The organism is Xanthobacter sp. (assembly GCF_041911315.1).
Taxonomy (GTDB): Bacteria; Pseudomonadota; Alphaproteobacteria; order Rhizobiales; family Xanthobacteraceae; genus Xanthobacter; species Xanthobacter aminoxidans.
In genome coordinates this window covers 1-20,752 of record NZ_JAYRPE010000085.1, presented here as the reverse complement: position 1 = coordinate 20,752, position 20,752 = coordinate 1, and the positions used below count along the sequence as shown (strand labels likewise).

At 69.0% G+C, this 20,752-nt stretch carries 23 protein-coding genes and 1 pseudogene; 12 read left to right on the top strand and 12 right to left on the bottom strand.

The features are described 5' to 3' along the window. Together ACE3QW_RS24200 and ACE3QW_RS24195 are read right to left on the bottom strand one after the other, a co-directional pair. Entirely contained in the window at positions 1 to 1,017 is a 1,017-nt protein-coding gene (locus ACE3QW_RS24200) for a phosphotransferase family protein (protein ID WP_374254571.1), read from the bottom strand. Further along, positions 1,014 to 2,231 (bottom strand): acyl-CoA dehydrogenase family protein, encoded by a 1,218-nt coding sequence (locus tag ACE3QW_RS24195; protein WP_374254569.1) that lies wholly within the window; start codon positions 2,229 to 2,231, stop codon positions 1,014 to 1,016. The genes ACE3QW_RS24200 and ACE3QW_RS24195 overlap by 4 nt, the downstream gene beginning before the upstream one ends. 372 nt (positions 2,232 to 2,603) lie before the next feature. Between ACE3QW_RS24195 and ACE3QW_RS24190 the strand changes: the two genes are divergently transcribed. Together ACE3QW_RS24190 and ACE3QW_RS24185 are read left to right on the top strand one after the other, a co-directional pair. After that, positions 2,604 to 3,095 carry a PRC-barrel domain-containing protein gene (locus tag ACE3QW_RS24190; protein WP_374254566.1) on the top strand — a complete coding sequence of 164 codons (492 nt, stop codon included), beginning with the start codon at positions 2,604 to 2,606 and terminating at the stop codon, positions 3,093 to 3,095. A 206-nt stretch (positions 3,096 to 3,301) separates the two neighbouring features. Next, complete coding sequence (locus ACE3QW_RS24185; protein WP_374254564.1) at positions 3,302 to 6,178, top strand: response regulator; 2,877 nt, start codon at positions 3,302 to 3,304, stop codon at positions 6,176 to 6,178. Positions 6,179 to 6,262: 84 nt separating this feature from the next. Here the strand turns inward: ACE3QW_RS24185 and ACE3QW_RS24180 are convergent, their stop codons facing one another. Beyond that, a complete protein-coding gene (locus tag ACE3QW_RS24180; RefSeq protein WP_250167722.1) occupies positions 6,263 to 6,574 on the bottom strand; it encodes a YqjD family protein in 312 nt (103 codons plus the stop codon). 199 nt (positions 6,575 to 6,773) lie between these two features. Continuing rightward, positions 6,774 to 7,559, bottom strand: a complete 786-nt coding sequence (locus ACE3QW_RS24175) for a response regulator (RefSeq protein ID WP_250167721.1) — start codon at positions 7,557 to 7,559, stop codon at positions 6,774 to 6,776. Between the two features lie 481 nt (positions 7,560 to 8,040). On the opposite strand from ACE3QW_RS24175, the gene ACE3QW_RS24170 reads away from it, so the two are divergent. From ACE3QW_RS24170 to metW, 5 genes are all read left to right on the top strand, one after another. Further along, complete coding sequence (locus ACE3QW_RS24170) at positions 8,041 to 9,867, top strand: sensor histidine kinase (RefSeq protein ID WP_374254562.1); 1,827 nt, start codon at positions 8,041 to 8,043, stop codon at positions 9,865 to 9,867. Between the two features lie 197 nt (positions 9,868 to 10,064). After that, a complete protein-coding gene (locus tag ACE3QW_RS24165) occupies positions 10,065 to 10,355 on the top strand; it encodes a general stress protein (protein WP_038192852.1) in 291 nt (96 codons plus the stop codon). Positions 10,356 to 10,601: 246 nt separating this feature from the next. Continuing rightward, a complete protein-coding gene (locus ACE3QW_RS24160) occupies positions 10,602 to 11,156 on the top strand; it encodes a sigma-70 family RNA polymerase sigma factor (protein ID WP_029556405.1) in 555 nt (184 codons plus the stop codon). Positions 11,157 to 11,237: 81 nt separating this feature from the next. Next, a complete protein-coding gene (locus tag ACE3QW_RS24155) occupies positions 11,238 to 12,443 on the top strand; it encodes a homoserine O-acetyltransferase (RefSeq protein WP_029556404.1) in 1,206 nt (401 codons plus the stop codon). A gap of 2 nt (positions 12,444 to 12,445) precedes the next feature. After that, positions 12,446 to 13,099 carry a methionine biosynthesis protein MetW gene (gene metW, locus ACE3QW_RS24150; RefSeq protein WP_029556403.1) on the top strand — a complete coding sequence of 218 codons (654 nt, stop codon included), beginning with the start codon at positions 12,446 to 12,448 and terminating at the stop codon, positions 13,097 to 13,099. Positions 13,100 to 13,104: 5 nt separating this feature from the next. On the opposite strand, the gene ACE3QW_RS24145 is transcribed toward metW, so the two are convergent. From ACE3QW_RS24145 to ACE3QW_RS24135, 3 genes are read right to left on the bottom strand one after another with little or no spacing between them, the layout of a single operon-like run. After that, positions 13,105 to 13,428 (bottom strand): type II toxin-antitoxin system PemK/MazF family toxin, encoded by a 324-nt coding sequence (locus tag ACE3QW_RS24145; RefSeq protein ID WP_374254559.1) that lies wholly within the window; start codon positions 13,426 to 13,428, stop codon positions 13,105 to 13,107. Next, positions 13,425 to 13,646 carry an antitoxin MazE family protein gene (locus ACE3QW_RS24140; RefSeq protein WP_250167719.1) on the bottom strand — a complete coding sequence of 74 codons (222 nt, stop codon included), beginning with the start codon at positions 13,644 to 13,646 and terminating at the stop codon, positions 13,425 to 13,427. The genes ACE3QW_RS24145 and ACE3QW_RS24140 overlap by 4 nt, the downstream gene beginning before the upstream one ends. A gap of 57 nt (positions 13,647 to 13,703) precedes the next feature. After that, complete coding sequence (locus ACE3QW_RS24135) at positions 13,704 to 14,435, bottom strand: class I SAM-dependent methyltransferase (protein ID WP_029556402.1); 732 nt, start codon at positions 14,433 to 14,435, stop codon at positions 13,704 to 13,706. A 122-nt stretch (positions 14,436 to 14,557) separates the two neighbouring features. Here ACE3QW_RS24135 and gloB point away from each other — a divergent pair, with 122 nt between their 5' ends. Both gloB and ACE3QW_RS24125 read left to right on the top strand, forming a co-directional pair. Beyond that, complete coding sequence (gene gloB, locus ACE3QW_RS24130; RefSeq protein ID WP_374254557.1) at positions 14,558 to 15,331, top strand: hydroxyacylglutathione hydrolase; 774 nt, start codon at positions 14,558 to 14,560, stop codon at positions 15,329 to 15,331. Between the two features lie 3 nt (positions 15,332 to 15,334). Continuing rightward, entirely contained in the window at positions 15,335 to 15,781 is a 447-nt protein-coding gene (locus ACE3QW_RS24125) for a cupin domain-containing protein (protein WP_374254555.1), read from the top strand. Between the two features lie 15 nt (positions 15,782 to 15,796). Here the strand turns inward: ACE3QW_RS24125 and ACE3QW_RS24120 are convergent, their stop codons facing one another. The 3 genes from ACE3QW_RS24120 to ACE3QW_RS24110 form a co-directional block, all read right to left on the bottom strand. Further along, on the bottom strand, positions 15,797 to 16,018 hold the full coding sequence (locus ACE3QW_RS24120; protein WP_374254553.1) for a hypothetical protein: 222 nt from the start codon (positions 16,016 to 16,018) through the stop codon (positions 15,797 to 15,799). A 115-nt stretch (positions 16,019 to 16,133) separates the two neighbouring features. Then, positions 16,134 to 16,604: an SRPBCC domain-containing protein gene (locus ACE3QW_RS24115; protein WP_029556400.1), complete on the bottom strand. Its 471-nt coding sequence runs from the start codon at positions 16,602 to 16,604 to the stop codon at positions 16,134 to 16,136. Between the two features lie 70 nt (positions 16,605 to 16,674). Next, positions 16,675 to 17,118 (bottom strand): hypothetical protein, encoded by a 444-nt coding sequence (locus ACE3QW_RS24110; RefSeq protein ID WP_374254551.1) that lies wholly within the window; start codon positions 17,116 to 17,118, stop codon positions 16,675 to 16,677. Between the two features lie 68 nt (positions 17,119 to 17,186). Between ACE3QW_RS24110 and ACE3QW_RS24105 the strand changes: the two genes are divergently transcribed. Continuing rightward, positions 17,187 to 17,516 (top strand): hypothetical protein, encoded by a 330-nt coding sequence (locus ACE3QW_RS24105; protein WP_374254549.1) that lies wholly within the window; start codon positions 17,187 to 17,189, stop codon positions 17,514 to 17,516. Positions 17,517 to 17,527: 11 nt separating this feature from the next. On the opposite strand, the gene ACE3QW_RS24100 is transcribed toward ACE3QW_RS24105, so the two are convergent. Continuing rightward, positions 17,528 to 18,034, bottom strand: coding sequence for a type II toxin-antitoxin system HicB family antitoxin (locus ACE3QW_RS24100; RefSeq protein ID WP_374254547.1), 507 nt, complete (start codon positions 18,032 to 18,034; stop codon positions 17,528 to 17,530). Between the two features lie 304 nt (positions 18,035 to 18,338). Here ACE3QW_RS24100 and ACE3QW_RS24095 point away from each other — a divergent pair, with 304 nt between their 5' ends. After that, positions 18,339 to 19,157, top strand: a complete 819-nt coding sequence (locus tag ACE3QW_RS24095; protein WP_374254545.1) for an exodeoxyribonuclease III — start codon at positions 18,339 to 18,341, stop codon at positions 19,155 to 19,157. Positions 19,158 to 19,164: 7 nt separating this feature from the next. On the opposite strand, the gene ACE3QW_RS24090 is transcribed toward ACE3QW_RS24095, so the two are convergent. Further along, positions 19,165 to 19,812 carry a hypothetical protein gene (locus ACE3QW_RS24090; RefSeq protein ID WP_374254543.1) on the bottom strand — a complete coding sequence of 216 codons (648 nt, stop codon included), beginning with the start codon at positions 19,810 to 19,812 and terminating at the stop codon, positions 19,165 to 19,167. 671 nt (positions 19,813 to 20,483) lie between these two features. On the opposite strand from ACE3QW_RS24090, the pseudogene ACE3QW_RS24085 reads away from it, so the two are divergent. Then, positions 20,484 to 20,752, top strand: a pseudogene (locus tag ACE3QW_RS24085) (hypothetical protein); the annotation flags it as partial.

The window sequence follows — 20,752 nt, the reverse complement described above, 5'->3', positions numbered from 1 at the left end:
TCAGGTGAAGGCCGCCGCCCGCGCGGCGAAGGCTTCGGCAAGGCCTGCGGTGTCGCCGGCCCCCTCGGAGGCGGCATTGCCGGCCTTGGCGCGCGCGGCGATGCCCTCGAAGATCACCGACCAGCGAAACAGGGCGAAGGCCATGTGGAAGTCGGTGAGCTGCGCGCCGTGGGTCGCCGCCGCCTGATAGGTCGCCACGAACTCGGCGCGCGCGGGAATGCCGAGGGCATCGAGGTCGAGCCCGTCGATGCCGCCGTATTCCTCCGGCCGCGATACCCAGGCCATGGCGCAATGGGCGAGGTCCGCCAAGGGATGCCCCAGCGTGGACAATTCCCAGTCCAGCACCGCCACCACCTCCGGGCGGGTGGGGTGGAACATGAGATTGCCGATGCGGTAGTCGCCATGGGCGATGCGGCTCGTCTCATCCGCCGGCACATGCTCCGGCAGCCACGCGACGAGGCGCTCGATATTGGCATCCTCGCGGGTCTTGGAAAGCTCCCACTGGCGGGTCCAGCGGGCGATCTGGCGGCTGAAATAATTGCCGGGACGGCCGAAGTCCGAAAGGCCCACGGCGGCGGGGTCCACGTTGTGCATGGCCGCCAGCGTGGTGGCCATGGCCTCGTACATGGCCCGGCGCTCCTGCGGGGACACACCCGGCAGGGTGCAATCGTGGAAGACGCGCCCGTCCACCTTCTCCATCACATAGAAGAGGGTGCCGATGACGGATTTGTCCCCGCACAGGGCCAGCACCGGCGGCACCGGCACGCCGGTCCCGGCCAGCGCATGCATGATGCGATATTCGCGATCCACCGCATGGGCGGAGGGCAGCAGCTCCCCCGGCGGCTGCTTGCGCAGCACGAGGGCGCGATTGTCATAGGTGACGAAGTAGGTGGGGTTGGACTGCCCGCCCGAGATGGCCTCGAAGCGCGGCGTGCCGGAGAGGCCGGGCACGCGGGCCTTCAGCCAGCCGTCCAGCGCGGCGGCATCGAACCCGAGGGAGGAGGCCGGCGCGCTCATGCCGCCCCTCCGGCCACCGGCCAGTTCCAGAAGTCGTCGCCTTCCTTGTCCAGCAAGCGGTTGAGCACCATCTCGTGCACCGCATCGGCCCCGTCCACGATGCGGGCCTGACGGGCGTAGCGGTAGATCCACTCCAGCACCGTATCCTTGGAATAGCCGCGCGCGCCGTTGATCTGGATGGCGGTGTCGGCGGCGAGGTGCAGGGTATTGGCGGCCTTGATCTTGGCCATGGAGATTTCCTTGCGCGCGAATCCGCCGCGGTCCAGCTCGAAGGCGGCCTTCATGACGAGGAGGCGGCCGATCTCGATCTCCATGGCGATGCGCCCCAGCATGATCTGCACGCTCTCGCGATCCGCCAGACGAATGCCGAAGCCCTCGCGCACCGCCGCATAGTCGCGGGCGATGGACACCGAGCGCATGGCGAGGCCGAGCCACCGCATGCAGTGGGTGAGCCGCGCCGGGCCGAGGCGGATCTGCGTCACCTTCAGGCCGTCGCCTTCCTTCATGAGCACATCCTCGGGCGGGATGGTGAGGCCGTCGAACTCCAGCTCGCAATGGCCGCCATGTTCCTCCGGCCCCATGATGGGGATGCGACGGACGATGCGCCAGCCCGGCGCGTCGCGGTGGAAGGCGAAGGCGGTCAGGCCCTTGCGCGCATCGTCCGAGGTGCGGGCGATGATGATGAAGTGCGCCGCCTCCTCCGCGCCGGTGATGAACCACTTGCGGCCATAGATGCGATAGGAGCCGTCCGGCTGCTTCTCGGCGCGGGTGAGCATCATGGAGGGGTCGGAGCCGCCGCCGGGATGGGGCTCGGTCATGACGAAGGCGGAGCGCACTTCGCCACGGGCGATGGGGGCGAGCCAGCGGGCCTTCTGGTCGGCGGTGCCGACCTGTTCCAGCACCATCATGTTGCCGTCGTCGGGGGCCGCGGAGTTGAACACCACGGGTCCGAAGATGGAGCGGTTCATTTCGGTGTAGCAGACCGCCATGCCCATGCGGCCGACGCCGAGGCCGCCATTCTCCGGCTTCAGCTGGAGGCACCACAGCCCCTCCGCCTTCGCCTTGGCGCGCAGGCGCTCCAGCGGCGCGGCAGCGATGTTCTCGTGGGCGTCGTAGCTGGCCGGGTCGCTTTCCAGCGGGATGATCTCGTCCGAGACGAACGCGGCGATGCGGCGGCGGAGATCTTCGAGGGCCGGGGAGATCGAGAAATCCATGGGTGCGCCCTTCCAGGAAAAGCCAAAAACGAACGAGCGCTCGCTTTTTATCCTATCGACACGTTGATGGCAACGGGCCATCGGCGGCTCCGGCACAACTGTATCGCAGACCATCGAACGCGGCCGCAGAGAACCTCGTCAGACGCGTCCAACGCAAGGGAACCGGGTGGCGCGGTTCGAGTTGATAGGCCAGCAGAGACAAGACTTCTACCGGAAGACTTCAACTTGTCTTTGCGCGCAGGCCAGTCGAGCCGGCGCTTCATTTCATGCACACGATGAGCAAGGCCTTGCGCGGATGCGTGCAAGGCAAGTGCTTCGGTGCACCTTGAACAGGGCCATGGGGCCAGAACACGTTCTCACGAGGAGGATACCATGAAGATGATGCCGATCTACGCTGCGACCGCGGCCGTTCTTCTTTCCACCACCGCCATGGCGCAGACGGCGGCGCCCACCGGCACCATAGGCGCCACCACCAGCGCGACCGCGGCCACCGGCATGGCGCCCACCTTCGTCACCCGCCAGATGGCCGACCAGCACATGGCGTCCAACCTCATCGGCTCCGCCGTGCGCGGCCCCGCCGACGAGAATCTCGGTGACATCAACGACCTGCTCATTGACCGCTCGGGCAATGTCGCGGCCGTGGTGATCGGCGTCGGCGGCTTCCTCGGCATCGGCGAGAAGGACGTCGCGGTTCCGTTCCAGTCGGTCGAGGTCACCCGCGTCGACGGCAAGGACCGTCTGGTGCTGCGCAAGACCAAGGACGAGCTGAAGAACGCGCCGACCTTCACCGAGGCGGACAAGGCCCCCGCCAGCACCGGCAGCGTGAACACCAACCGTCCGGCCACCCCGCCGGCCACCCGCTGATCCACGCGGGAAGCCGGGGCGCGGATCTTGGGTCCGCGCCCCGGAAGCCCTTGGGAAGACAGGCTTGCCGGCCCTGGTTTCTGGCCAGGGCCGGCTTCGCCGCGTCTGCTCGGCCCGGTCGGGCAGAAATGAACAGGGCCAGCGGCGGTTGATCCCGCGGCACATGCGGGGGCAATGTGGCGGCCCGATCGCCACAGGGAGCAGGGATGGACCTGTCCAGTCGAGGCCCCGCCGGCCTCTTCCTGAGAATCATCGCGGAGCAGCGGCCCCTGTGGTGGCGCCTCGCCTTTGCCTGCACCGTCATCGTGGCGGCGCTGGCGCTCAGGCTCGGCCTCATCCTCTGGGTGCTGGATTTCCCGCCCTACCTGTTCCAGCTGCCTGCGATCATCGTTGTGTCGCTGGTGTGTGGCGCGGAGATCGGCCTTGCGGCCATCGCCCTGCTCGCCGGCGTCAACGCCGCGCTGGTGCCGGAAAGCGGAAGCAGCGGCATCGCCAGTCCGCCGCTGGCTTCGCTCCTCTCCTTCGTCATCAATGCCATTGCCGTATGGGGCATCGCCGCCCTCGTGCGCACCACCCTGCGCCGCCTCGAATCGGCCCATGCCGCACTGCTGTCAGCGGCGACCGAACAGACTGCCGTGGTGGCGACGCTGGAAGCCCTGCTGCATCACGCCCCCGTGGGCTTCGCCTTCTTCGATGCCCAGCAACGCTTCATCCGCGTCAACGAGATGCTGGCCCGCATCGACGGCATCCCGGCCCGCGAGCACGCCGGCCGCTCCCTTGCCGACATGCTGCCCCAGCTCGCCGGTGCGGTGACGCCATCCCTCGAACGCGTGCTCGCCACCGGCGAGGTCATCGCCGACGTGGAGCTTGAAGGCGCGACGCCGGCCGCGCCGGGCGTCTGGCGCCACTTCCTCGTCAGCTATTTTCCGGTGCGCACCTCAGGGCAGGCCATCAGCCTCGTCGGCATGATCGTGGTGGAGATCACCGAGCGCAAACGGGCGGAGAAGGCCATCGCCGCCAGCGAGCAGCGCTATCGCCTGCTCGCCGAGGCGCTGCCGAAGATGGTGTGGACCTCGTCCCCCGCCGGGAGCGGCGACTATTACAACCACCGCTGGGCCGAATATACCGGCGTCGAGGCACCGCCCGGCGAGGTGGTGGAATGGCACGCCTTCCTCCATCCGGAGGAGAAGAGCTGCGTGATGGAGGCGTGGAAGGGGAGCCTTGCCAGCGGCAAGCCCTTCTCGCGCGAATGCCGGTTCCGCGCCAAGGACGGCAGCTATCGCTGGTTCCTCTGCCGCGCCGTTCCGGTGCGCGACGAGGACGGCCGGGTCGACCGCTGGTACGGCAGCTGCACCGACATCTCCGAGATCGTCGCCGCCCGCGAGGCGCTGTCGCGCACCAACGAGGACCTCGAACGCCTCGCCGCCGCCCGCACCACCCAGCTCGCCGCGGCCAACACCCTGCTCAAGCAGGAGATGGAAGAGCGCCTGCGCGCCGAATCCCAGCTCCGGCAGGCACAGAAGATGGAGGCGGTGGGCCAGCTCACCGGCGGCATCGCGCACGATTTCAACAATCTGCTCACCATCATCATCGGCAACATCGAGGCCGCCGAGCGCCGGGTGCCGGCGGACCCCAAGGATACCCGCACGCAGGAGATCAAGACCGAGGAGATCCGCCGCTTCCTCGACTACGGCCGGCAGGGCGCGCTGCGGGCGGCCATTCTCACCCAGCGCCTGCTCGCCTTCTCCCGCCGCCAGCCCCTCGATCCCCGCCCCACCGACGCCAACCGCCTCGTCACAGGCATGTCCCACATGTTGCGCAGCGCGCTCGGCGAACGGGTGATGCTGGAGACCGTGCTCGCCGGCGGGCTGTGGCGCACGGAGATCGACCACAACCAGTTGGAGAATGCCATCCTCAACCTCGCGGTGAACGCGCGCGACGCCATGATGGACGGCGGCAAGCTCACCATCGAGACCGCCAACGCCTATCTGGACGAGGCCTATTGCGCCGAGCACGAGGACCTGACGCCCGGCCAGTATGTGGCGATCTTCGTCAGCGACACCGGCATGGGCATGGCGGAGGAGGTGCGGGCCCGCGCCTTCGAGCCCTTCTTCACCACCAAGGGGCCGAAGGACGGCACCGGGCTCGGCCTCAGCCAGGTCTACGGCTTCGTGAAGCAGTCCGGCGGGCACGTGATGATCTATTCCGAGCGCGGCGACGGCACCACGGTGAAGCTCTATCTGCCGCGGCTGGAAGAGACGCCCGCAGTGCCCGAGCCCGCCCCGGTGCGGACCGAAGGCGAGGCCCGCGCCGCGCCGGCCGTGGTGCTCATGGTGGAGGACGACGACCAGCTCCGCACCATGGGCGCCGCGACGCTGCGGGACGCCGGCCACACGGTGATCGAGGCCGCCGACGCTTCCGCCGCCCTCGACGCCCTGTCACGGGGCACCCGCCCCGACCTGCTCTTCACCGACGTGCGCCTCGGCGACGGGATGGACGGGCGGGGCCTCGCCGACGAGGTGAAGCGGCGGATGCCGCGAACCCCGGTGCTGTTCACCACCGCCTACGCCCGCAACGCTGTGGTGCATCAGGGGCGGCTCGATCCGGGCATGAAGCTTCTGACCAAGCCCTACAGCCAGTCGGAACTGGTCGCCAAAGTGAACGGAATGCTGGACGAACCCGCCCTCAGGGGCTCCGTCCTCCTGGTGGAGGACGAGCCCTTCGTCGCCATGGTGGCGAGCCAGGTCCTGGAAGATCAGGGCTTCAAGGTCACCATCGCCTCCCACGGCGAGGCGGCGCTCGCGCACGCCCGCGCCGTCAAGGCGGACATCGGCCGCGACGCGCTGGCGCTCGCCATCGTGGACATCGGCCTGCCCGACATGCGCGGCGACGAGGTGGTGCGCCGCCTCGGCGAGATCGCGCCCGACCTGCCCATCATCGTCGCCACCGGCTATGCCGCGCAGGACATCTCCGACCTGTTCGTCGGGCGCAGCGACGTTGGGGTCATCTCCAAGCCCTATGACGGCGCCACGCTGGTGGCGGCGCTGGAGCGGCTCGGCTTCCGGCCGAAGGGGGAGGGATAAGCGAAAGCCGCCGGAGGATGGCCCGCCCGGCGGCTTCAGGAATGGTGCGACGGCCGGTCCCGGAACCGGCCAAGGCGGCGCGGATCAGCGGCGCAGCAGGATCTGGCCGAGGATGACGCCGACGCCCGCGGCGATGGCGCAGGCGGTGATGGGCTGCTCGCGGATGCTCTCGCGTAGGGTGAGGACCTGTTCCTCGGCCCAGTCGCCCACCTCGCCGGCGGCGCTCTCGGCCTCGCCCTTGGCGCCCTTCACCGAGTGCTTGGCGGTCTTGCCGAGGGTTTCCAGCAGCTTGGTGAAATCGGCCCTGAGCTGGTCGAGGTCCGACTTCACGTCGTTGAGGTTGGCCTCGGCGGCGGAGGCGGCTTGGGCGGTCACGATCTGCGGCTTGTCGACCATGGTTGTCTCCGGCAGGGTTTGTCATGCGCGGTGGGAGCATCCGCCGTTCGGGGCTCGCTCCATATCCGCTCGGGAGTGTAACGACCGACACGGCAATTGCGTGCCCGGGAAAGTTCGTAGTCCTCGCGATTTCCGCGGGGAGGCTGTCCGTGAGGCGCGCGTGAACCTTTTGTCAGGCGCTGCGCGCGAACCTCCTCGTTCAGGCGCTGCGCGCGGCTTCGGGCTGGGCGCGGGCCTCGTGGAAGAACAGCGCCTGCGCCACCGTCGCCTTCACCGTCTCGGTGAGGAACGGCTTGGTGATGAGATAGGTGGGCTCCGGCCGCTCGCCGGTGAGGAGGCGGTCGGGGAAGGCGGTGATGAAGATCACCGGTACGTTGAAACTCTCGAGAATCTCCGTCACCGCCTCGATACCGGAGGAGCCGTCGGCAAGCTGGATGTCGGCCAGCACCAAGCCGAAATTGCCGCCCTGCGCCAGCTCCACCGCCTTGGAATGGGTGGGGGCGACGCCGATCACCTCATGTCCCAGTTCGGTGACGAGGGTCTTGAGGTCGAGGGCGATCACCCATTCGTCCTCGATGATGAGGACGCGGGTGGCGAGCTGGCGGTCGATCTCGCGCTGCGCCGCCACCACCTGCGCCTCCACGTCGGAAAGGGTGGTGCCGAGAATGGTCGAGGCCTCGGCGAAGGAGAAACCCTCCATGGCGGTGAGCAGCAGCGCCACGCGCGAGGAGGGGTCCATGGCCTGGAGCCGGGCATCGGCGCGCGAGGGCACCTGACCGCCGGAAGACTGGCGGTTCCAGGTCTCGTGGAACGCCTTGTAGAGCGCGACCCGTGGCGAGACCGCGGGATCGACCGCGACCTTGCCGTCGAGAATCGCCTGCAGCGTGTTCTGCACCAGAAGATCGCCGGCCGCCTGCGATCCCATCAGGGCGCGCGTGTAGCGGCGCAGGAACGGGAGCTGCTTGATAAGCGGATTGGAAGCCATGCGAAAGTTCCCTGCCAAGCTGAACGTGCCAAAGGAGTGATGGCCGCTCTGAGCCACGTTTGTGATTGGCCAAGTTGAAGCCAAAGCCCGGTAACGCTTGCGTGCACGACAAGTTCCACGCGGGTGGAACCGGGCCGGCGCAAAACGCATTATAGTGGCACCCGAGCCCAGCGGGAGCGGCACGGTCGAAACTTGTCTGCGGGCATCCTGCGCGCGGACCGGAACGGAAAGGCAGGCGGCCGCACCGACACGCGGATACGGCACAAGGCCAAGAGAAAAGGCCAAGAGACGAGGCCACGCGTATTCATTGCGTGACCCTGGGGAACGTTCCTCACCGGGAGCGTTCTTCCAGGAGGATGGGACGGGCATCGTCGCCAGAGCATGGCGCGCCTCGGCGCGGTATGGGTGAGGTCTCGCGGGGCGGTCTGCCAGCGGCGGACCGGCGACAGGCGCCTGTGTAGAGTTGTTTGGCGGAGCGACGATGGATCTGGAACGGGCGCAGGCCGCCAAGTCCCGCGAAGAAGGTTCCCGTGAAGAGCGTTCGCGCGAAAGCCCGCGTGACGACCTGTCCCGTGGCGGCCCCACGCCGGGCCAGCGGGAACGCGCCTCCCTCTTTCCGCCGTCCACCACCCAGCCGCGCACCCTGTTCGACAGCGTCCGCCGCCGCCTGATCCTCATGGTGCTGCTGGCGCTGGCCCCCATCGCCACCCTCAACATCGTCCAGGGCGTGATGCAGCTTTCCGCCGCCGAGGAGGATGCCCGGCAGAACCTGCTGCGCCATGCGCTGGCCGCCGCCGCCTCCCAGCAGAATGTGATCGCCTCGGCGGAAAACGTGCTCTACGCGCTCCAGAACGTGGAGGAGGTGCGCACCGCGGGCCCGACCTGCCGCGCGACCCTGCGGGGGGCGACCGTCTCCCTGCCCTTCGCCGCCAATATCGGCGTGGTCAATGCCGCCGGGCAGCTCACCTGCTCCGCCTTGCCCACGTCCGACACCGACATGACCGATGACGGCTGGTGGCTTTCGGCAATCCGGCAGCCGGGCTTCAGCCTCTCGGGCCGGGTGCGCAGCACCGCCACCGAGCGGGACGTGCTGGTGGGCCTTCTGCCGCTGCGCGATGCCGCCGGCCGGCTCGAAGGCGGCATGGCATTGGGCATCGAGATCGGCTGGCTCGACAATCTGCTGCGCCAGCAGGTGCCGCCGTCCGAGGGCGTGGTGGCGGTGTTCTCGGCTTCGGGCGAGGAGCTGGTCTCCAATTCCCGCAGTCTCAGCGGCGCGCTGTTCCAGGCCGCACCCTTCGCCGCACCCGACAATGCGCTCAGGGAAAGCACCGACGCCTCCGGCCGACGCTGGACCTATGCCACCACGCCTCTCGGCCGCGAGGGGCTGGTGGTGGCCTATGCCTCCCCGTCCGACCGGCTGTTCGGCTGGACCCTGGTGACGGTGGCCGCGAGCTTCGCCCTACCGGCGCTGGTGATGGTCGCCTCGCTCATCGCCCTGTGGGTGGCGGTGGACCGCATCGTGCTGCGCTGGCTGCTCTATCTGCGGCGGGTGACGGCGGTCTATGCCCAGGGCCATTACGGCTTCCGCCCGACCCGGCTCGATGCCGCGCCGAGCGAATTCCGCATGCTCGGCCACTCGGTGGAGAACATGGCCTATGCGGTGCGCCAGCGCGACGCGCGCCTGCGGGAAAATCTCGCCGAGAAGACCGCGCTGGTGCGCGAGATCCATCACCGCATCAAGAACAGCCTTCAGGTGGTGGTCAGCCTGCTGTCGCTCTATGGCGGCGGGATGGGCAAGGGCGAGGACCGCAAGCGGTTCGACCAGCTGCGCACCCGCGTGAACACCCTCGCCCTCGTCCACCGCATCCTCTATGAGGCAAGCGACGGCTCGCAGGTGCGCCTGCGCGAGCTGCTGGGGGAACTCGCCTCGCTGATCGAGGGCTCGTCCGACAAGAATCTGCGTCTGGTGGTGGAAGCGGAGGAGACGCGGCTGCCCACCGACATGGCGGTCCCCCTCGCCCTCATGGTGGTGGAACTGGTGCTCGGACTGACGCTCCGGCCCGGCAGTACCTCCCTCGGCATGCTCATCCGCGGCACGGTGGACGATGAGCGTCTGCGCCTCGTCCTTTCCGGCACCGCCGACGCGCCAGAGGAGCCCTCCGGCCTCGCCGGGGGCTTTGCGGCCCAACTCGGGGGAACCCTGACCCGCAACCGGTCCGGAGACGCGCTGGTGATCGTCGGGGATTTCCCTTGTCCCGCAATCGCTTCTCCGGATACCGCTGCCCGGTCTCGCCCTAACGGAGCGTGACACCCGACGAAAGCGTGTTTTCGTCGGAACCACAGCCCTGCCTGCTTCGTTACTGCTTAGACCGTCCTGGCCACCCCACCGGCCGGAGGGCGGCCTATTGGCTTCAGTGCGGGCCGTTTTCGCTCCGGTACACAGCGCCGGATCGACCGGCCGGGTGCCGCGACGAGCGGCCGATCGCAGTCGGAGGAACAGGGCAAATGGACAAGGCGCGAACCAAGGGCACCTCCCAGCGCGGCTTTGCGGCGATGGACGCGGAAAAGCAGCGGGCCATCGCGCGCAAGGGCGGCGAGAGCGTCCCGGCTGAGAAGCGCAGCTTCTTCCAGAATCGCACGCTCGCCGCCGAGGCGGGCCGCAAGGGCGGACAGAGCGTCGCCGACGACCAGCGCAGCTTCTCGCGCGACCGTACCCTCGCCTCGCAGGCGGGACAGAAGGGCGGCCAGAAGAGCAGCCAGACGACCGGCACGGGAACGGGCAACGGCGGCGCCTGATCGCGCCGCTCTCGAGGGGGCGGCCGGGGCCCGCCCTCCGCGGCCACATGGCGGGCGGAACCGGAAGCGCAGCAGCAGCGTTAGGCTCAGGTCACGCTTGAAGTCGTCTCCGCCAAGGGACGTCCAGCCGCCGCCCCCGCCTTGGCGGGAACCGGGCGGACACCGCCGCCACAAAAGTCACGATTGCCGGAAAGAATAGGCTGCCCGATGGATCTGCCCGCGCCGAGCGAAAGGACCCGCCAAGAGATGGACGCCGCCGCCCTGCGCACGCAGGTGCTGGAGTTCCTTCCAGCGGTGCGCGCCTTTGCGCGGTCGCTGACGCGCAACCGCACGGAAGCCGACGACCTGGTCCAGGAGACGCTGCTGAAGGCGCTCTCGAACATGGACAAGTTCGACCCCGGCACCAACCTCCGCGCGTGGCTGTTCACCATCCTGCGCAACACCTATTACACCGAGATCCGCAAGCGTCGGCGCGAGAATGACGGCATGGCCGCGCTCGCCCAGCAGGACACCAATATCGGCCCGAGCCAGGAGTGGTCGTCCACCCTCACCTCGCTGAAGGAAGCTCTCGCCCTTCTGCCCGACGACCAGCGCGAGGCGCTGGTGCTGGTGGGCGCGGCGGGCCTCTCCTATGAAGAGGCGGCGGAGGTCTGCGGCTGCGCGCTCGGGACCATCAAGAGCCGCGTCAACCGCGCCCGCGCCAAGCTCCTCGTGCTGATGGGCGCCGAAGCCACCGCCGACGTGGTGGAAGGCGACGCGGTCGCCATGTCCGCCGCGCGAAGCTCGCTCTCCGCATCCTGAGGCCGGGCGCGCGGGCCAGCCGGCCTCTGTGCCGGAGCGTCGGTGCTTGACACGGGCGCCGGGCCGTCGCTTGGTTCGCCCATGACATCTTTCGTCCGGAAGGACGTCGCCTCGAACACAGCCGCCGAGGCGCGGCGCGAGGCGGACGAGCCCCATTCCCCCGTGGTGCGCTTCGGCACCGGTGCCCCGCTCAGGCTCGATGCGGGCGTCGAGCTGAACCACCTGCAGATCGGCTACCAGACCTATGGCGAGCCCAACGCCGCCGGCACCAACGCGGTGCTGGTGTGCCACGCGCTGACCGGCGACCAGCACGCCGCGAGCCTCAATCCCGTCACCGGCAAGCCGGGCTGGTGGGAGACGATGGTGGGGCCGGGGCGGCCGATCGACACCGAGCGCTTCTTCGTCATCTGCGCCAACGTGCTCGGCGGCTGCATGGGCACCACCGGCCCCGCCTCCACCAATCCCGAGACCGGCCGGCCCTACGGCCTCGACATGCCCCTCGTCACCATCCGCGACATGGTGAACGCGCAGGCCATGCTGCTCGACCATCTCGGCATCGAGAAGCTCCTGTGCGTTGCCGGCGGCTCCATGGGCGGCATGCAGGTGCTGCAATGGGCGGCGAGCTATCCCGAGCGGGTGTTCTCGGCCATGCCCATCGCCACCGGCGCGCGGCACTCGGCGCAGAACATCGCCTTCCACGAGGTGGGCCGGCAGGCGGTGATGGCGGATCCCGACTGGCGCGGCGGGCGCTATCTGGCGGAAGGGGTGACGCCCCATCGCGGGCTCGCGGTGGCGCGCATGGCGGCGCACATCACCTACATGTCCGACCAGTCGCTGCACAACAAGTTCGGCCGCCGGCTGCAGAACCGCGAGATGCCCACCTTCGGCTTCGACGCCGATTTCCAGGTGGAGAGCTATCTGCGCCACCAGGGCGAATCGTTCGTGCAGCGGTTCGATCCCAACTCCTATCTCTATGTGACGCGGGCCATGGACTATTTCGACCTCGCGGCCGACTACGGCGGCGTGCTGGCCAATGCTTTCCGCGGCTCGAAGACACGCTTCTGCGTCGCCTCCTTCACCTCGGACTGGCTGTTTCCCACCGAGGATTCCCGCGCCATCGTCCATGCGCTGAACGCCTCGGGCGCCAGCGTCTCCTTCACCGAGATCGAGAGCGACAAGGGCCACGACGCCTTCCTGCTGGAGGAGCCGCAGCTTTTCGCCATCGCCCGCGGCTTCCTCGACAGCGCGGCCCGCGCTTTGGGCCTGCCGACCGGGAGAAGCGCGTGAGCATCGCGGTGCGCCAGCCGGTGCTGGATGAAAGTGCCGTCCGCGACCAGGGCGGGCGCGTCGATCTCGTGGTGGTGGCCGAAATGGTCGCCCCCGGCTCCCGCGTGCTCGATGTCGGCTCCGGCGACGGGGCGCTGCTGGAGCTGCTCGCCACCACCCGCAACTGCGACGCGCGCGGCATCGAGCTGTCGCGCGAGGGCGTGAACGCCGGGGTGGCGCGCGGCCTCGCCATCATCCAGGGCGATGCGGACGTGGACCTCGCCCACTATCCCGACGACGCCTTCGACTACGTCATCCTCTCCCAGACGTTGCAGGCCACCCGCCGGCCGCGCTGGGTGCTGGAGCAGATGCTGCGCATCGGCCGCCGGGCGGTGGTCTCCTTCCCCAATTTCGGCCACTGGCGCTCGCGGCTCGATCTCATGATCAACGGCCGGATGCCGGTGACGGACAACATGCCCATCGCCTGGTACGAGACCCCCAACATCCACTTCTGCACCATCCGCGACTTCGTGGCTTTGGTGGAGGTGCTGGACGCGCGCATCGAGAAGGCCGTAGCGCTGGATTCCTCCGGCCACCGCGTGCGGGTGAACATGCCGTGGTGGGTGTGGAATCTGCTGGGCGAGCAGGCGGTGTTCCTGCTGACGCGGGAGCGGTAGGGCCTTCAGGCAAAGCCGAGAAACAGGGCCAGCGCCCGGGTCACGCGCAGCATGTCCGCGTCGGTCGCCCGGCCGATGGTGGCGCCGATCTTGTCACTCGGCACCGTGTGCGCCTTGTCCACCATGATCTGGGACGCGAGTCGCAGGCCGTTTCCGCTTGTCGGCTCAAGCCCGATCCGGAACAGCGGAGCTTCGCGTCGTTCGCTGGTGATGGGCAGGACCGTCACCGAGGGATGACCTTCAAACAGGTCCGATTGGATGATGAGAGCGGGGCGCGGCTTGCCGTAGGCGCCCGGCAAGGCAATGAGGACGATGTCCCCTCGCCTCACTGCCAGCCCGAGTGATCGGCCACAGCCTCGATCTCATTCAGAACATCCCGCTCGGCGGGATCTCCGGCGACCAGGGCCGACTGTCGGCGGCATTCCTCGGCGAAGCCGGGCTGGGAGGTGTCGGGCACCCAGAGCCGCAGCGGGCGCAATCCCTTGCGGCGGGCCGCGACACTCGTCGCGGGGGCCGTCCGGGGTTCGGCGCGGTTGATGCGGGCCATGAGCGTCACTCCTTACGGCAGCAAATATGGCCCGCCTCCGCCGGCCCCGCAATGCGCTCACCCCGCCGGCACGCCGCCCGGCACCAGCACGGGCTCCAGCGCCGGCTCGGCGATGCGGCTGGGGCGGCGGATGGCGACGGGGCGGTAGAGCTGCTTGGTGGCTTCCACCACCAGCACGCCGGAGAAGGGCAGCGACAGGCGCGCGCCGACCCGTTCCCACGCCACCGCCGTATTGAGGAACCAGCGGCTGGGGGGTGCATAGAGCGCCTCGTCCCAGCCCACGGGGGTGAACAGGGCCTCGCGCAAGAGGCTCACCACCTGCCCGCGCGAGAAGGGGCGGCCGTTGCCGAAGGGCGTGGTATCGAGCCGCGCCCACACGCCCCGCCGGTTGGGCACCACCGCCAGAAGCCGCCCGCCCGGCGCCAGCACGCGCCAGACCTCGCGCAGCATCTCGGCGGCATTGGGCGTCATCTCCAGCGCGTGGACGATCACCACCCGGTCCATGCTGGAGGTGGGGAACGGCAGCAGCGTCTCGTCGGCGAGGGTGGCCAGCGTCGGCGCGGCGGAGGGCCAGCGCACCACGCCCTGCGCCGCCGGCATCACGGCGAGGCAGCGCTCCGCCTCCTCGCGGAACACGCCGAGATAGGGCGTGGGATAGCCGAGCCCCAGCACGCGCATGCCCGTCACATTGTCGAAGCGGGCGCGGATGGCGCGGCCGAGCAGGCGACGCGTCATGATTCCCACGGGCTGGGCGTAGAAATTGCGCAGGTCGACGACGTCGAGAAACATGCACCCTCGCTGTGGACAGCGGCCGGCCGGCCACACTTCCGCTCGCCCCCTTAATAGAGGATCATGCGCGCCGGGTCCGCAACCCGAGCCGTCAAGCCCGTCCCCTTCCGGAGATCGACACCGTGCCGGCCGACATCCGCCTGATCCCCTGCCTCAGCGACAATTACGCCGTCCTCATCCACGATCCCGTCACCGAAGCGACGGCGGTGGTGGACGTGCCCGAGCCGGGGCCGGTGATGACGGCGCTGGAGAAGGAAGGCTGGACCCTCACCCACATTTTCGTCACCCACCACCATGCCGACCACACCCAGGGCATCACGGCAGTGAAGGCGCGCTACGGCGCCACCGTCGTCGGCCCGAAGTCCGAGGCGGACAGGATCCCCGGCCTCGACGTCGCGGTGGTGGACGGCGATCCCGTCGCCGTGGGCTCACTGGTGGGCCGCGTGCTGGAGACCCCCGGCCATACCGCCGGCCCGGCCTCCTATTTCTTCGAGGGCGAGAAGCTGCTGTTTGCCGGCGACACGCTGTTCACGCTCGGTTGCGGGCGGGCGCTGGAGTGCGAGCCGCCGGTGCTGTGGCATTCATTGCAGCGGATGCGTGCCTTGCCGGAGGACCTCGACGTCTATTCCGGCCATGAATACACGCTGGGCAACGGCCGCTTCGCCCTCTCGGTCGATCCGGACAATGCGGACCTCGCGGCCATGTACGCCAAGGCGCAGGAGCAGCGCGCCAAGGGCGAGCCCACCATGCCCTCCAAGCTCGGCGACGAGCTGAAGGCCAACCCCTTCCTGCGGGCGGACGATCCGGCCATGGCCGAGCGCCTCGGCATGCCCGGCGCGGACCCGGCCGAGATCTTCACCGCGCTGCGCGAGCGCAAGAACAGCTTCAAGGGCTGAGGGATGGGCGAAACCGGCCTTCAGGCGCTCACCGCGGATGCGGTGATCGCCCTGCTCGCGCTTCAGCCCCATCCCGAGGGCGGGTTCTTCCGGGAGACATTCCGTGAAAAGGCGCCGGACGGGGGGCGCGGCGCGTCCACGGCCATCTACTTCCTGCTGCGCGCGGGAGAGCGCTCCCACTGGCACAGGGTGGATGCCTCGGAAGTCTGGCATTGGCATGCCGGCGCGCCGCTGAAGCTCTCCATCGCGGACGCCGGGGGACAGCGGGATGTGATGCTGGGGCCGAATCTCGCCGCCGGCGCGCGGCCGCAGGGCGTGGTGCCGCCCTTCGCGTGGCAGGCGGCGGAAAGCCTCGGCGCCTGGACGCTGGTCGGCTGCACCGTGGCGCCGGCCTTTGATTTCGCAGGGTTTGAACTCGCCCCGCCCGGCTGGGAGCCGGGCCAGCCTTAGCTCAAGGTTGAGCCCTCACACCATCGCGCAGAGGGCTTCCATGCGGGCGCACACATCGCCGAGGCTCGGGGGGTTCGCGCCGCTGCGCTGGGCCATGAGGAAATCGGCGAGATCGCCGGCCTCCTGCTTGCGCAGGAACTTCACCACGTCCTCGACGCTGGACACCCGCGTCTCGGCGTCTCCAATCACGATGCGCAGAGAGGTCGGGGTAGTCAGAGGAAGGCTCTGGCCCATCATCGTCTCCGTTCGTCGGTCGCCACCTCCCGGACGGAGGTCAGCAACATCAGCCGGATGGTAAACGCGGCCTTATGGCGGCGGTTCCAACCCATGGCGCGATCATGCGCGATTTTTCTCACGCCCCATGGGCGATGAGGTCCGGCAGGCGGCGGGTGAGGGTGCGGAGCACGCTCTGGGAGCCCTTGGACATGACATCGAACACCCCGTCATTGGCGGTGTCCGTGCCGAAGCCGTCGTGGAAGAAGCGGAAATGGGTGCCGCCGGAGGGCGTGGGCGTCAGCGTCCAGGTCACCACCGTATCGATATAGTGGCCGAAGCCCTTCAGCTCCTCATGCCCGCCCTTCCAGCTGAACGACAGCTCCTTCTCGGGAATGCAGCTCTTCACCTGGCACTGGAATTCGCCGTCCCACCGCTCGATGGGCCGGCCCCAGATGGTGAACTTGTGGCCCTCCAGCGGCTGGATGTCGTTGGGAAAGAACCAGACGGCGAGCCATTCGGAATCGGTGATGGCGCGCCACACGACATCCACCGGCTGGTCGAACTCGGCCTCGGTGAGAATGGAGCGGGTTTCGACGACATCCGACATGGAAGGACCTCCAAAAGCGGTCAATGAAATGCGGGCGCGGGCCTTTGGCTCGCGAAGCAAATTTTGGACCTCAGTCGGTTTGCGACACAGCCTCCCGCCCGCCGAGCGCATCGGCGAAGGCCAGCGCGAAGGCGGCGCGGTCGGCCTCATCAGGGAAAAGGATGTCGGAGCTCCACTCGGTGGTGCGCGTCCCGCCCGGCCACGCGCGCGGGGCGCGGTGCCATTGAAGGCTAGGCCAGCGCGGGTTGCGCTGGGTCTCGCCGGAGGCGTCGCGCCAGGCGGGGCGGCCGAGCGCCTGGTTGAGCCACGCCATCACCTCCGGCCCGAAGGCGAGGGCGAAGGCGACGCCATGGCGGATGCTGCGCGGCGGGGCGCGCAGCAGCGTCTGGCCGATCACCGCATAGGCCGGCGGCCCCTCATCCAGCGCCAGCTCGCGCATCACCAGCAGGCGGAAGCCACCTGCGATGGGGATCACCGGCACGGCGGCGATGGCGGTGGGATCGTCGGCGCTCATGCGGCCATCCCCCGCCTTGGCACCGATCCTGCTACGCCGGGCAAAACCCGGATGCGAACGGAGGCGGCGTGACCAAGGCGGACTACATTCCCGAACTGAGCGAGGTGCGCATGGAGCGCCGCGCCCCCGAGGGGCCGTTTCAGCTGGAAACGGAAGATCATGTCTATGTCCATGGGTGCCTCCGGCAGGTGGAGGCGGCGTTCGGGCTCGACGCCTTCCCCGGCACGCCGTTCGACGCCATTTCCGGCCGCGCGCTGATCCACCGCTTCATCGTGTGGTGGCGCACGCTGGAGCCGGAGAATGCGCAACAGGCGGAAGCCCACGCCCAGCTTCCCGGCGCCATCCGCCTGCTCGACACGGTGTCCGCCTTCCTGGAAGAGCGGGCGGGGCGCGGCTGAGGCGGCATCGCTCAGGCCTCCGCTTTGACCCATTCAACGGCCCCCGGCTCGGGCGGGGCGCGGTCGGCGGCCTTCAGGGCATCGATAGCGGCGAACAGCGCGAGCCGCCCGTCCGCCTCCGCCGCGTCCGGCGTCTCGCCGACACCGAGGCAGCCCGGCACGTCCGCGAAGCTCACGACGAACCCGCCACCCTCCGCCTCCGGGATCGGCGCGACGGCCGAGGGATAGGCGGCGACATCCACCACCGTGCCCGGCGCCACCGTGCGCATGCGTACCGGCGCGGTGCCCTCGTCCATGCGGTCCACCATGGCCACGAACGCCTTCACGTGGGCCGCGCGGATCCTGTTCTTCATGGGCACCGCCACGCAGTTCGGCACGGCGGGATGGGTGAACACCACATGGGTCCCCGTCACCTTCCGGAACTTGATGGCATATTGGGAGGCGATGATCTCCAGATCCGCCGGCCGCCGCTCGTCGCCGGGGCTGGCACGCAAGGCCTCAAGCCTCTTGTTGTGCATGACGCTCAATCCATCAAAGAACGAAAGGGTGGAAAAAACCACGGACTGGAAAGGCTTCAGTGTAGGCCTGCCGGGAAAAGCGGCAAGCCGAAATGGTGGGCAGGAGGCTTAGCCAGAGCGCTGGTCCGGGATCCGCCAGTCTCCCGCGACAGGGACGGCACAGCCGGAGCTGCCCGGCGAAAAACTCAAGTCCCTCAAAGGGAGAAGCGCCCCCCTCCCTCAGTGCACCCCCTTTTCCTTGCCTCCCCCGCCCGCGCAGGTGTAAGTGTCGATCTTCCCGCCCTTTTTCAGTCTGCCATTGCCCGTGTCCCTCACCGTCTGCACCTGGAACATCAATTCCGTCCGCATCCGCCTCGACATCGTGCGCGCGGCCGTGGAGCGGCTGCAGCCGGATGTGCTGTGCCTGCAGGAGACCAAGTGCCAGGATGACAAGTTTCCCCTGAACGCCATCCGCGACATGGGCTTTCCCCACATCGCGCTCCATGGGCAGAAGGGCTGGCATGGGGTGGCCACGTTCTCGAAGCGACCGTTCGCGCGCATCGAGAAGGGGGAGTTCTGCGGCAAGGGCGATGCCCGCCACATCGCGGTGACGCTCGACGGCGCGCACGCGCTGGGCCGGCCGCTCACCATCCATAATTTCTACGTGCCGGCGGGCGGCGACATTCCGGACCCGGAGCTGAACCCCAAGTTCGCCCACAAGCTGGCTTTCCTCGACGAGATCACGGGCTGGGCACCGCTGAAGCCCCACGCCGGCAACAACGACCACGCCATCGTGGTGGGCGACCTCAACATCGCCCCGCTCGAAACCGACGTGTGGAACCACAAGCAGCTGCTCACCGTGGTCAGCCACACTCCTGTCGAGGTGGAGCGGCTCGGCGCGTTCCAGGCGTCCGGCCCCTGGGTGGACGTGATGCGCCGCTTCGTACCGCCGCAGGAAAAGCTGTTCACCTGGTGGAGCTACCGCTCGCCGGACTATACGGCCAACGACCGCGGCCGCCGCCTCGACCATGTGTGGGCGTCCGAGAGCCTCGCCCCCTCCGCCACCGCAATGACCGTGCTGAAGGAAGCCCGCGGCTGGGAAAAGCCGTCGGACCATGTGCCGGTGGCCATGACCTTCGGCTGAGGGTCGCTCAGGGCTTCGCCGGTGCCGGAGGCGCCTCCGCCGGCGCGCCGCCGAGGCCGGGAATGCCGAGGGCGGCGCCGATCTTGCCCTTGGGCACCTTCATCACCTGGGTTCCGGGCGGCAACTGGAACTGCTTTTGGTCCTGCGGTGCGCGGGTGAGGGATGTCGCCTCGAACACCGTCTGCTTCGTGCCCTTGATCTCCACCGCCGTGCGCAGGGCGATGCCATCCGGCGTGATGCAGGCGGTGGTGGGGCCGAGGGCCGATTTCATCTGCGGATCGATTTTCCAGAGGTCGCACGCCTCGCCCGCCACCGTGTCCTCGCCCACCCGGAGGCCGGTGCCGGTGAGGGCGCCGAGCACGTATTCCGGCGGCAGCTCGATCTCCACCGCCATGTTCGGCAAATTGGGGGTGCGCACCAGCATGCTGCGCGCGTTCAGGTCGATGATGCCGACCATGCTTCCGGGAATGTTGGACTTCTGGATCTCCACCCGCATGCGGCCATGGCTGTGGGCGATGTCGATGGTGCCACCGCGCTTGAGGTCGGCTTTCAGGGCAAAATCGGTGGCCGGCAGCGGCACGGGATCGGCGCGGGCAGGAGACACAGACGGCAGGCCGAGGATCAGCACCCCGGCCGCAACGGCGAATGCCGGCACCGAAATACCTGCAACGGCACGGCAACGGCCGCAGCCGCCTGCTTGGCGCCGGCAATCCTTACCCATGGCCAATTCCTCCGCCCCTGGCCCGTCATAGCAGATGGACATGCCCGTTGGGCAAGGGCATGTCCGCGCCGACACGCCTTTCAAAAGACCTCACGGGATGCCCCGGAGGCACCTCCTGCAACGGTATGGCGCAGCAGACGCGACCCGGAGCGAAGACGCAACCCACCCGCGTGGGCCGGTCGCACGAGACTGGCGAAAACCGCGATCAATCAAATATCCGGAGGGTCGGTTGTCGTAATGCCTTCTTGGAGGGGCGCGAGCATCGTCCTTCAATGGAAGGGCTGCCGGGCCGGGGCGATTCGCCACAGGCGGATGGCCGGACGGGCGGTCGCGAAATGCGCCGGGAAGAAGCAGCGAGGCCGTGTAGGATGACGCGAAAGGGAGGGCGCGCCAGAATGATGCCGGAAGGGCCATCGCAGGACGGTCGCGAGGCCGAAGGACGCCAGCCGGAGAAGCGCGACACGGAAAAGCCCGCCCGTGCGCCGCGCGCTGCCGAGAGGCGTGCGCCGGTTGCCGAAACGCCCGTGCTGACGCCCGCCCCCGCCGCGCCTCTGTCTGCGCCGTCCGGTCTCGCGGCGTCGGGTCTTGCGGCGTCCCTGCCTGCGATGTCCCTGCCCGCGGCGACGGCGACGACCACGGCCGCGCCAGCACTGACGCCCGGCCCCCTGCCAGAAATCGCGGCTGCCCCCGCCCCCATGCCGGACCTCGCCCCCACGATTGCCGGCGCGGCGACAGCCTCCCCGCCCGTGGCTGCGGCTCCCGTGCCCGCCCGTCCGTCACCCGCAGCTCCCGTGCCGACGCCGGTCGCTGCCCTGCCCCCCGCGCCGAACGGCCGGAGCGGGCGGCGGAGCCTCGCACTGGTGGGCGCCGTCGC